A 12,931-nucleotide genomic window follows, 5' to 3' on the forward strand; every position below is an offset into this window, starting at 1 on the left:
CACAAGGGATTCAGCTAATTTCGCGTTGCGAAAGTTGAGTTATTTATTTAGATTTTTTTTGTGGAGGTATCAACAGTGATTGTAAATACAAAATTTCAGATCCCCCATATACGAAATACTATGGTATCCCGCCCGAAGCTGATGCGCAAGCTTAATGAGGGGATGGAAACCAAGCTGATGCTTGTTTCCGCGCAGGCTGGTTATGGAAAGACTACAGCTTTATGTGAATGGGTGAAACAAAGCACCACACTTGTTGCGTGGGTCTCTTTAGATAAGCATGATAATGAGTGGATTTCATTTTGGAGCTGCGTAACGGCCTCCATTCAGGAGAGAATCCCCAGCTTTGGCCAAACGATTGGGTGTCTTCTTGAGAAAGGACCTTCGGAATCTTCAGAGCCTATGATTAAGGAACTTTTGAATGAATTGAATCATATAACCGGTGAACTGGTAATCATACTCGACGATTATCATTTCATTGAACTCCCCGATATTCACCAATCATTGAGCTACCTCCTGGAACATTTTCCTCCACATATTCATCTATATATCGCTAGCCGTACCGATTTGCCAATTCCTACTGCCAGACTTTTGGCGAAGGGTGAAATGCATTATATCCAAATGCATGATTTGCGCTTTGAACTGGAAGAGGGGGTTGTGTTTTTTCGAGATACAACGGATTTATCGCTAACGAAAGGGCAAGTAACCGAGTTGTTCCATCGAACAGAGGGCTGGGTCAGTGGATTGCAGCTGGCGGCAATTTCTCTGAAACGAAGTACTAATATAAAGCAGTCCATCCAGCAATTTACGGGCCAACAGCATCATATAGCCGATTACTTGTTGGAAGAAGTGTTCCTGCATCAACCGGAAACCATGCGGTCCTTTTTATTGGAAACGTCCATTTTAAGTAGAATGAACCATTCTTTATGCCAAGCAGTAACGGGTCAAATGAACAGTCAAGAACAATTGCAGAGACTGGAGCAGCTAAATTTATTCATTATACCCTTAGACGAGGAGCGGAATTGGTATCGGTATCACCATTTACTTTCCGATTTCTTGCGACAGCTAGGGTCCAGAATGGATTCGGACCAATGGATTCAAGGGCACATCCGCGCGGCGAAATGGTTGGAGAAAAAAGGGTTTGATGAAGAAGCGGTCGAGCATTATTTAGAAGGCCAACAGTTTGCGGATGTTATCCGGTTGATCGAGAACAATCCCCCTGCCTTGATGCAATCGAAGAGTGTTGCGTTGATGAGGTGGGTAACTGTTTTACCTGAAAGCGCCATTGCGGAGAAGCCGATGATCGAAATATTTTATATAGCCGTAATGATGCTAGGAGGTAAGTGGGAAGCCGCATTTCAGAGAATGGAGCAAACCAAAGTCCGGTTTGAAGCACTGCAAGGGAAATTACCCGATGTAGACTGGAACAAGGTTATGGGTAATATCTATTTCTATTGTGGTATGGCCTCTTATATCCAAAATGACTTTGTGCGAGCATCGGATTATTTGGCCCTTACAGAACGATATATGCCGGAAGGAAGCTACTTTCAGGTGATGGGGGTAAACCGGTATGAAGGGTACAGTAGGAATTATGATCAATTAACTTTAATCAAGGATCTGTATGCGGCGGAAGACTTTATTAGGAAATGGATTAAAGTATGGGAGAATAAAAATGATTATCCTTTTATTGGATACATGTACTTGGCATATATCCATTTGCTGTATGAGTGGAATCGACTGGAGGAGGCAGAATTTTACTTCGGTCAGTCATTGGGGCGCAAAGACCATCAGCCTCTTGCACGAATTAGGATCCAATTGGGCATCGCTGCATCGCGGATTGAGCAAGCCAAAGGTAATCCAAAGCGAGCGTCCGAACTATTGGCGCAATTGAAGTCGGAAATTAACTCACCCGATTATGCTTTCTTTATTGTGAAAATCGAAACGGAACAAGCTTATCTATCTTTGCGGCAAGGCTCGCTCCAAGATGCACTTGATTGGTTGCAGAGGTGTGGTCTTGCGCACACGGATGAGGTTTCATTGAATCTTATGGCAGAGCATCTGATTGTGGCTAGAGTGCTTGCGGCGAGCGAACGAATAGAAGAAGCGCTGTACCTGTTGGAAAGACTATATCTCTTAGTGTGCAAGGGAGACTGTCTCCGTGATCACACCAAAGTATTAATTGTGCAAAGTGTGACGCTATGGCATTCGGGTCAAACGGATGCTGCGCTCATTCAATTGGGCACTGCTTTGGATTTGGCCAAGCCGGATGGATATATTCGTAGTTTTATTGACGAAGGTTCTGTAATGGCGGAGATGCTTAACGCATATTCAAACGTTCAGCAAGATAGCAATTCTTCTTCGGGTTTCTATGTAAAGCAATTGTTGCGCGCTATGAATGATACACCAGAGGTTGATCAATCACCGAAAGAAAAACTGACCGGGCAGGAATTTAAAATTTTTCTGCTAATGATGGATAGATTGATGAACAAGGAAATTGCCGAGCGTCTGAATATTACGGTAGATACTGTGAAATTTCATATTAAAAATATCTACAAAAAGCTTGAAGTAAACAATCGTAAACAAGCACTGCAACTTGCAAAAAAATTATAGAGACTTGGTCAAAATGCCTATCCTTTTTTGAAAACCTACCCCAGGCGGGTAGGTTTTATTTTGTTTATTTTAATTTATAGTAGAGAAGAATTTTAAATTTTGAATTTTGAAAAAAGGCGGGTGACAATTTATGAACAAACGTTGGATTTCTTTAGTAATGTCATTAATTATTCTATTGGGAATGATCCCTACTTTTGCTAGTGCTGCTTCTACTGATAATTGGGTTAATCAGAAACCTGCTAACCTTGTTACCAGTAATCAGGACGTCTGTTACAGTAACGGCAAGTTTATGGCGGTGACTGATGAGGGAGGCATCTTAACCTCGAGTGATGGAACGAGTTGGACGCTTTTCGATCCGCGAACTACAAATAAGCTTTCTAGTATCATTTGCGATAGCGGCAAGTATGTGGTTGTGAGTAGAACTGGGAATGCATCGTCCTCTAGTGACGGAGTGAACTGGAAAACAGGCTTTACCCTCAATAATTATTTATCCCTTTGGGGCGTTAGCTATGGCAACGGCCTGTATGTGGCGGTAGGGAACAAAATTACTGAAGATAAAGGAGCCATATACACCTCTACGACGACTGGGGATCCGGACTTATGGACGGATCGCAATGTAAACAACACTTCAACACTTACGGGCGTCACCTACGGCAACCAAAAGTTTGTGGCGGTGGGAGAAAGTGGAGCGATGCTGACCTCGAGTGACGGAGTGAGCTGGACGAACCGAAATTCGGGCACTGCGGCTGATCTTAAAGGTGTCAAATACCTAAATGGTAAGTTTGTGTCTTGGGCAGTAGACGGAACAACGATATTGACCTCCGTTGACGGAGTGAGCTGGAGTATAATCACCACGTCGGGCCTTATCTGTGCGAAATGTGAATTGGTAAATTCTGGCGTCCTTCATAGTGTATCCTACGGAAATGGTGCGTATGTGGGTGTGGGATCATTTAATTCTATCTATACCTCCAGTGACTTAGTGAGTTGGACGAAAAGGTATGAGGGTACGTACGGGTCTCTTAATGGCGTCACCTACGGCAACGGCACGTTTATCGCGGTAGGTAACAGAGGAGACATATTTCAAAACATTGATCTCCCGGCATACACCGTAACGTATAGCGGCAATGGCAGCACGGGAGGAACCGTGCCAACGGACAGCCATTCGTACGCGCAGAATGCAGCGGTAACCGTAGTAGGCAACACGGGAAGCTTGGTGAAAACGGGTAGCACCTTCACAGGTTGGAACACAGCGGCGAACGGAAGCGGCACAAGCTATGCGGAAGGTGCCACGTTCAGCATAGGAGCGGCGAATGTGACGCTGTACGCGCAGTGGACGGCCAACCCGACATACACCGTAATGTATAGCGGCAATGGCAGCGCGGGAGGAACCGTGCCAACGGACAGTAATTCGTACGCGCAGAATGCAGCGGTAACCGTATTAGGCAACACGGGAAGCTTGGTGAAGACGGGTAGCACCTTCGCAGGTTGGAACACGGCGGCCGACGGAAGTGGCACAAGCTATGCGGAAGGTGCCACGTTCAGCATAGGAGCGGCGAATGTGACGCTGTACGCGCAGTGGACAGCCGACCTGACATACACCGTAATGTATAGCGGCAATGGCAGCACGGGAGGAACCGTGCCAACGGATAGCAATCCGTACGCGCAAAATGCAACGGTAACCGTAGTAGGCAACACGGGAAACTTGGTGAAGACGGGCAACACGTTCGCAGGTTGGAACACGGCGGCCGACGGAACAGGAGCACCATATGCGGCAAATGCAACGTTCAGCATGGGAGCGGCGAACGTGACGCTGTACGCGCAGTGGACAGCGGACCCGACATACACCGTAATGTATAGCGGCAATGGCAGCACGGGAGGAACCGTGCCAACGGACAGTAATTCGTACGCGCAGAATGCAGCGGTAACCGTATTAGGCAACACGGGAAGCTTGGTGAAGACGGGTAGCACCTTCGCAGGTTGGAACACGGCGGCCGACGGAAGTGGCACAAGCTATGCGGAAGGTGCCACGTTCAGCATAGGAGCGGCGAATGTGACGCTGTATGCGCAGTGGACGACCAACTCGACATACACCGTAACGTATAGCGGCAATGGCAGCACGGGAGGAACCGTGCCAACAGACAGCCATTCGTACGCGCAGAATGCAGCGGTAACCGTATTAGGCAACACGGGAAGCTTGGAGAAGACGGGCAACACCTTCATGGGTTGGAACACGGCGGCTGACGGAAGTGGCACAAGCTATGCGGCGGACGCTACGTTCAGCATGGGAGCGGCGAATGTGACGCTGTACGCGCAGTGGACAGCCGACCTGACATACACCGTAATGTATAGCGGCAATGGCAGCACGGGAGGAACCGTGCCGACGGATAGCAATCCGTACGCGCAGAATGCAGCGGTAACCGTATTAGGCAACACGGGAAGCTTGGAGAAGACGGGCAACACCTTCATGGGTTGGAACACGGCGGCTGACGGAAGTGGCACAAGCTATGCGGCGGACGCTACGTTCAGCATGGGAGCGGCGAATGTGACGCTGTACGCGCAGTGGACAGCCGACCTGACATACACCGTAATGTATAGCGGCAATGGCAGTACGGGAGGAACCGTGCCAACGGATAGCAATCCGTACGCGCAAAATGCCACGGTAACCGTAGTAGGCAACACGGGAAGCTTGGTGAAGACGGGTAGCACCTTTATAGGTTGGAACACGGCGGCTGACGGAAGTGGCACAAGCTATGCAGCAAATGCCACGTTCAGCATGGGAGCGGCGAATGTGACGCTGTACGCGCAGTGGACGGCCGACCCGACATACACCGTAATGTACAACGGCAATGGCAGTACGGGAGGAACCGTGCCAACGGATAGCAATCCGTACGCGCAAAATGCCACGGTAACCGTAGTAGGCAACACGGGAAGCTTGGTGAAGACGGGTAGCACCTTTATAGGTTGGAACACGGCGGCTGACGGAAGTGGCACAAGCTATGCAGCAAATGCCACGTTCAGCATGGGAGCGGCGAATGTGACGCTGTACGCGCAGTGGACGGCCGACCCGACATACACCGTAATGTACAACGGCAATGGCAGTACGGGAGGAACCGTGCCAACGGATAGCAATCCGTACGCGCAAAATGCCACGGTAACCGTAGTAGGCAACACGGGAAGCTTGGTGAAGACGGGTAGCACCTTTATAGGTTGGAACACGGCGGCTGACGGAAGTGGCACAAGCTATGCAGCAAATGCCACGTTCAGCATGGGAGCGGCGAATGTGACGCTGTACGCGCAGTGGACGACCAACCCGGCATACACCGTAACGTATAACGGCAATGGCAGCACGGGAGGAACCGTGCCGACGGACAGCAATTCGTACGCGCAAAGTGCAGCGGTAACCGTATTGGGCAACACGGGGAGCTTGGTGAAGACGGGCAACACCTTCGCAGGTTGGAACACGGCGGCGAATGGAAGTGGCACAAGCTATGCGGCAAATGTAACGTTCAGCATGGGAGCGGCGAATGTGACGCTGTACGCGCAGTGGACAGTTAGCCCTGGTGGCGGTAGCGGTAGCGGTGACGGTACTGGCAGTGGAGGTGGAGGCGGCATCCCTACACTACCAGATAACAGCAAAGTAATCTCAGTAAATGGTGAATTATCGCTTCCCGCAGGCAGAATGGGTAAGGTTAGTTTGGGAGATGCAATCACAATAGATATTCCGGCAAATGCAACGGACAAAGAACTGAAATTAACGATTAAACAACTTACTGGGACTCAAGATCTTCTAACGGATGAAGACGTTCTGGCTAGTCCAATCTTCGAGATTCTGAAAAATTTCTCAGAGAACTTCAGTAAACCGGTAACACTGACTTTTAAGTTTGATCCGACAAAATTGAGCGGTAATCAAAGAGCAGCCGTGTTCTATTATGATGAAGTGCAGAAGAAATGGGTGGAAGTTGGCAGTGTTGTTAGGGGGAATCAGATTACCGCAGCAGTAACCCAATTTACAAAATTTGCGGTAATGGTTGTCGGGCAACCGGCAAGTGAGCCAAAACCAACGATTAACTTTAGCGATATATCTGCACACTGGGCGAAGGCAAGCATTAACCAAGCGGTAAGCAGCGGAATCGTCACTGGTTATCAGGACGGCACGTTTAAGCCGGACAAAACCGTGACTCGTGCGGAATTTGCCGTCATGCTGATGAATGCATTGAAGACGCAAGGAGCAGGAGCGGCGCTGACGTTCACAGATACAGCGAAGATCGGAAGCTGGGCGCAGATAGCGGTCGCGCAAGCGGTGCAAGCAGGCATTATTAATGGCTATGAGGACGGTACCTTCCGTCCAGCTGGGGAAATTACACGTGCAGAGATGGCAGTGATCATTGCAGGTGCTTTGGGTAAATATAGCGAAGCGAATGTCACGGCAACTAGCTTCGCAGACGACAAGGACATTCCAGCGTGGGCAAAAGCTGCGGTTGCTTATGTAAAGCAAACAAGCATCGTGCAAGGGAAAGGCGGCAATAAATTTGCTCCTGAGGATCATGCAACAAGAGCAGAGACCGTAACGGTTCTGCTGAACATGCTGGCTCAAAAGAGCAAGTAAAGTGAAAATTGTTAACTCAAACTGATTTATTAGAAGTAAATAACAAGGGTTATCCTTAAAGCGGTTCGATTAACTGCTGCTGCTTAGGGGATAGCCCTTGCCTTAATATACATGACTTGGACATTTCAAATGCTTAAATTTTAAAATTGTTGACAATTGGTATATTTGCAATTTATACTAAACATATCCATTTAAGGGTGTCATTCACCGTAGATAAGTAGAGCATTTTCAGCAGGGCTTTATCGCTTGGGAAAATGCTTTTTTCTGCTTTTCATTCTGCACCGAGTCATATTCCACATTGTCCATCGTTTTGAGATTATTCTCCTTCACACTCACTTTCACCTACTCATTAGTGAATATCACCATGTATGCTATCCTCTCTAATCAGCCTTTCTAAAAGATTATCTACTGGAGGAAACCTGATGTCTAAATCAATAGAATTTATCTTGAGAGATGAAATTTTTGCTGAGCTTGACATCAAGTATCCAGATGACCACGATACCCCTTTGTTGGATCAAGGGATCGATTCGGCGGGCTTCATCAAGCTTATTATTTCAATGGAATCGAAGTTTAATATCTCAATCCCTGATGAGGATCTATTGTTTGAGAAGTTCTCCACGGCCGGATTAATCCTTAATTATTTGATCGAGAAAACGATATGATGACTATCATTCAACGTTTATTCATGGAGGCTTGTGATCGCAAGGATCATATTATCCTTCAAGATCTGAAGCAGCAGTGGACTTATGCGGAAGTGATGACAGAAGCATACTTAATTGCTTTATATATCAAAAAGAACTTTGAGCTTGAGGCCGGAAGCCATCTTGCAGTATACACAAATAATGAGCCCTTGTTCATTACTGCGGCGCTTGGCATTCAGTTCAGCGGTCATGTACTAATACCGGTTCCTTACTCGGCATCCAAAACTGAGATTGAAAATATTCTAAATGCCAGTGACGCCAAGCTGGTTATCAGCAAATATGCACAGCCTGCGGGTTTGAATTGCCATATTTATTGGGTTACCGCTCAGGATTTCTCGCAAGAACCGGTGCCTTCGTTTGAAGCAATCTCGCTCACGAATCCGTCCGATCCCAATTCATGTGCGATTCTCCTTCCTACATCGGGCACAACCGGACAATCTAAAATCGTTATGTTATCCCATGGGAATGTATTAACGAATGCGTTGGCACATGGCAGAAAGGCGGGTTATACGGATCAAGATTCGTTTCTTGTAACGATGCCCGTTCATTTCAGTTCTACGATTGTCACGCAATTGATTTCTTGCATGCTATTTGGTACCCGAATTAGGCTTATCAGCTTGCCCTTGCTGCCGCGCACAGCGTTTAGACTCTTTCAGGATAAGGCGGTCACGGCATTCTCAGCGGTGCCTACGCAATTGATGCACTTTGTTTCCGATTATCATCAGACAACCAACTGGAGTGCCTTTGATTCCATTGAATTTATTGTGATAAGCGGTGCGCCGATTCCCGCGAGATTAGTAGACAATCTTCAGACTGTATTTCCTCAAGCGGACATTATTCAAACCTACGGATTGACAGAAGCTTCTCCGCGGGTGAGCATGATGGACCGGGGAGACCGCTGCTTATCCTGTGGATCACCCATCAGTGACGTTTCTATTCGGCTTGTTGACGAAGATGAGAATGAGGTTGAAGGAGCTGCTGCCGGAGAAATTTGGGTCAAGGGTCCAAATGTGATGCTCGGTTATTACAACAACCCGGAGTTAACGAACGTAACCATTGTTGATGGTTGGTTAAAGACAGGAGATTTGGGATATTGGAATGAATCAGGGTGTCTCATCATCACAGGCAGAAAGAAGAATATCATTATATCCGGCGGTATCAATATCTATCCGGAAGAAATTGAGGAGTTTTTATATGGCGTGAAAGAAGTGGAGGAAGTCATGGTTGTTGGTGTGCCCGATGATCTATTAGGCGAAGTACCCATCGCCTTTCTGAAAGTTAGTGAAGAATGTCTGGTTGATATAGAGGCGCTGACCAAACATTGCAACTTGCATTTGTCCTCGTATAAAGTGCCTAGTCAATGGAGGATTGTAGATGAAATTCCAAAAACAAAAACAGGAAAACTGGACAGGGCAAGTACGAAGCACTTATTGCTAAAGGAGTAGGGGTGAACGAAAAGTTGAAGAATACAACTCAAACCTTGGGCAGCGGAATATTGCCGGTAAGTTATCCGATGATTACAACCTATACGCAGCATGCGCATCTCTTGTCCATACTTACCCATTACGAGTGCGCACACCCATGGATATTCTGCAATTATATTCAATTATTTATTAACAAGGATTATAAACATAATTGGGGAGATTTTTATTTCCCTCTGACTTATGAGCTGCGCCCTTCGGATGCATGCAAGTGGATTTCGACTCAGAAGATACATAGGCATACTGTAACAACTAAATGGGACTCTGTTATTCATTTTATTATAGAAAATATTAATGCTAATCATTATATCCACACCATGGTGAATTATTTCAACGTGCCCCTAAGCGATCGATATCATAGACTCCATTTGCATCATGACATATTTGTTTACGGCTATGACTTAAATAGAGAGATATTGTATGTTTCCGATTTCTTTAAGAACGGCGTTTATAGTCAAGCTGAGATATCATTTGCCGATTTCAATCTTGCGTTCAACACTAATCATCTAACAACCAATCATGATTATCTAAGAGAAATGGTGTATCTGTATACATTCAATGATCAATATCAGGATAAATTCAGTGCAGATACCCTAGTGAATTCTATAAGAAATTATTTTACTAAAAAAACGCCGGAATATTGGGAGATGTTCAACTACGGCGGCGACAGGGATAATCTTGACTTCGGCATGCAAATATACACAACTCTATTTAATTATGTGAAAGAGACCTCAGAAAATAAGTCTAAGCTTGATATCAGACCCTTTCATTTACTTTATGATCATAAGAAGATAATGACGCTGAGACTCAAGTATTTGTACGATAACCGGCATCTTATTCATTTAAATCAAGAGCATATTGATGAATTCACAGCCATTGAAGTTAAGGCGAAGATCCTTGTGAATGTAGCGTTTAAATATAATTTGACAAGGGATGTGAGCATTTCAGAAAGCTTATATAGACTGATAACGAATATAGAGAATGAAGAATCAATATTCCTTGAACGATGGCTGAAGAAGGTAAGCATTCCGAAGCCGGTAGTGTTCTAGGTATTACATATGGAGGGAGTGATGCTGGGATTATAATCATTGCGATACAGCGTATTGAATAAGCTCCACACAGTTCCTGCTTGTTTAACCAGCCTGAAGCAAAGGAGGGATCTTTATATTCGTTGTATTAACAGGAGTCGCAGGCTTCATTGGTTCCAACCTTGCCGAGAGGCTGCTGCGGGAAGGCCATACCGTTATCGGTGTCGATAATTTTCTGACCGGGTCCACTGTCAACATGGACAATCTCTTACGGTCGCCAAATTTCAAGTTTATCGAGCATGACGTCATTCATCCGCTCGCCGTTGAAGGCCCGGTCGATTGGGTGATGCATTTCGCAAGTCCTGCCAGCCCGCCCAAATATTTGTCCTATCCGATCGAAACGATGAGGGTCAACAGCGAAGGAACGATGCATCTGCTGCATCTGGCCAATGAAAAGCAGGCCGCTTTTTTCCTGGCTTCAACAAGCGAGATCTACGGTGACCCAACCGTTCACCCTCAGCCGGAGAACTATTATGGCAACGTGAATTCGATTGGAGCAAGAAGCTGCTACAACGAATCGAAGCGGTATGCAGAGGCGATCACCTACTGGATGAACAGGAAATACGGCATACCGGTAAGGGTCATTCGAATCTTCAATACATTCGGCCCGAAGATGGATTTATATGACGGACGTGTCATTACCAATTTCATTAATCAAATCATGTCCAAGCAAAACCTTACGATTTATGGCGACGGCAGACAGACGAGAAGCTTTCAGTATATCGACGATTTGCTGGAAGGGATTATAAGACTGCTGGGCACCACGTATGAACAGCCAGTCAATTTGGGGAATCCGCAGGAAGTCACCATACTTGAAGTCGCCCAAGTCTTGAAGGAGCTCATGAAATCCAACGCGCAGATCGAGTTTCTCCCGCTGCCGGAAGACGATCCTAGGAGAAGGAAGCCGGATATTACCCTATCAAGGACGATTATGGACTGGGAACCGGCGATCGGTTTGCATGATGCACTCGCTAGAACGATCCATTATTACCAAGGTCAATATATCCATTAAACGGGAGGTACCTATGCAAGAACAGATCATAGCGATTATAAGCGAAATCAAGGACGACGCCCAGCTGGCAAACCGCTTGAACGAGCATTCCAGCATCATGGAAGACGGGGGACTCGACTCGTTACAGCTAATTACTTTCTTATTAAAGGTGGAAGAGCGTTTCGATATTGAAATCGATTTCGAACAGTTTGACTTCGATTTTTTGGAGTCGGTTACGACCTTCTGCAATTATATCTCGGAGCTGCAGAAGACGGCATCTGTATGAACGATAGACGCAAGCGCTTGAAACCATGGATGGAGGAAGAGAATTTATGGGTAAGCGGAAAGTAACGATTCTATGCTCGGGTTTCGGTCTGGGTTTCTATATTCCCGGCCTATTAGCTGCAAGCGCATTCAAGAAGAGGGATATCGCGACGGAAGTGCTCGTGTTCGAAAGCTATCTGGAGCAAGACAAAAGGGATCATATTGCAGACAGCAGGAAGGCTTACCACAATAATTTCGCACTTGCCAATTTTTCGGCCCGAATGCCGATGGATATCCGGAGCAGCATTGATGATGCCCAGGTAGAGCTATTGCTGGAGGCGTGGAAAGCGGAAGAACGGTACGAATTCATATCGCTATCCGGACACTGGGGTTATATTCTGGATTTGTACAGGGAGAAGATGCTGCCGAATCCAATTCATGTAGACCTGCTCTACGTCGATTCAGATCTGGCCCCGTCTTGGAAGAGTCTGAAGAAGTTTCATCCCCGGTATGACGAGCATTATTACAATGCTTGTCTCTATGACACCGATAAGATGGCGATCCGATACGAAATCCCGGTTCTTTCTGGTACGCCAATCCCCTTCGAATCAAGGAAGCGGCGGCTTGTTGTTCATGGCGGCGGCTGGGGGATGGGCACTTATCAAAGTAAAGTTCCGGAGCTTGCCAGCCATAATTATGGGCTTGATATCGTAGCTTACGACTGGAAGGAAGCGAAGTCCGATCCCGATCACCGGTATTGGATGAACGATCCGGATTGGTGTTCATGGGTGAAGAGCGGAAGCGGCCTGCACGAGTTCCCGCCTTACATTGAAGTAGCGGGAGAAGATACGAAATCATACGCCGCTAAGGCTGATCATCATTGGTTATTCGACGTCGCTTCGGAGGCGATGGCTATCGTGGCCAAGCCGGGAGCGGGCACATTGATCGACTCGCTTGCATCCGAAACCCCTCTTATTCTGCTGGAGCCGTTCGGCAGTCATGAGCTTAGCAATCTGGAATTGTGGGAGTCGCTTGGGTTCGGAATACGCTACGAGAAGTGGCGGGAGATGGATTTTTCCGTAGATGTCCTTAAGGAGATGCATCAGGCGATCAGGAACAGGCCCGGAGAACGGACGAATTATGTGGATTATTATTGTTCGAGAGTCGCGTTAATGATGAGGTAAGATTTCAAT

General features: G+C 46.7%; 8 protein-coding genes. All 8 read left to right on the forward strand.

The features are described from left to right. Positions 1-75 precede the first annotated feature (75 nt). The 8 genes from KDC22_RS03445 to KDC22_RS03480 all read left to right on the forward strand — a co-directional run bounded on the left by KDC22_RS03445 (position 76) and on the right by KDC22_RS03480 (position 12,922). On the forward strand, positions 76-2,607 hold the full coding sequence (locus KDC22_RS03445) for a winged helix-turn-helix domain-containing protein (protein WP_211722075.1): 2,532 nt from the start codon (positions 76-78) through the stop codon (positions 2,605-2,607). A 979-nt stretch (positions 2,608-3,586) separates the two neighbouring features. Next, positions 3,587-7,213, forward strand: a complete 3,627-nt coding sequence (locus KDC22_RS03450) for an InlB B-repeat-containing protein (protein WP_211722076.1) — start codon at positions 3,587-3,589, stop codon at positions 7,211-7,213. A 422-nt stretch (positions 7,214-7,635) separates the two neighbouring features. Beyond that, complete coding sequence (locus tag KDC22_RS03455) at positions 7,636-7,875, forward strand: phosphopantetheine-binding protein (RefSeq protein WP_211722077.1); 240 nt, start codon at positions 7,636-7,638, stop codon at positions 7,873-7,875. Further along, complete coding sequence (locus KDC22_RS03460) at positions 7,872-9,359, forward strand: class I adenylate-forming enzyme family protein (protein WP_211722078.1); 1,488 nt, start codon at positions 7,872-7,874, stop codon at positions 9,357-9,359. Before KDC22_RS03455 ends, KDC22_RS03460 begins: the two co-directional genes overlap by 4 nt. A 2-nt stretch (positions 9,360-9,361) precedes the next feature. After that, positions 9,362-10,444: a hypothetical protein gene (locus KDC22_RS03465; RefSeq protein WP_211722079.1), complete on the forward strand. Its 1,083-nt coding sequence runs from the start codon at positions 9,362-9,364 to the stop codon at positions 10,442-10,444. 115 nt (positions 10,445-10,559) lie between these two features. Continuing rightward, complete coding sequence (locus KDC22_RS03470; protein WP_211723875.1) at positions 10,560-11,495, forward strand: NAD-dependent epimerase/dehydratase family protein; 936 nt, start codon at positions 10,560-10,562, stop codon at positions 11,493-11,495. A 13-nt stretch (positions 11,496-11,508) separates the two neighbouring features. Then, the gene (locus KDC22_RS03475) at positions 11,509-11,760 is read left to right on the forward strand and encodes an acyl carrier protein (RefSeq protein WP_173140995.1); all 252 of its coding nucleotides are present in this window, start codon (positions 11,509-11,511) and stop codon (positions 11,758-11,760) included. Positions 11,761-11,806: 46 nt separating this feature from the next. Beyond that, on the forward strand, positions 11,807-12,922 hold the full coding sequence (locus tag KDC22_RS03480; protein WP_211722080.1) for a UDP-glucuronosyltransferase: 1,116 nt from the start codon (positions 11,807-11,809) through the stop codon (positions 12,920-12,922). Positions 12,923-12,931: the final 9 nt, after the last annotated feature.

Source organism: Paenibacillus tritici (assembly GCF_018207515.1).
Lineage (GTDB): Bacteria > Bacillota > Bacilli > Paenibacillales > Paenibacillaceae > Paenibacillus_AQ > Paenibacillus_AQ tritici.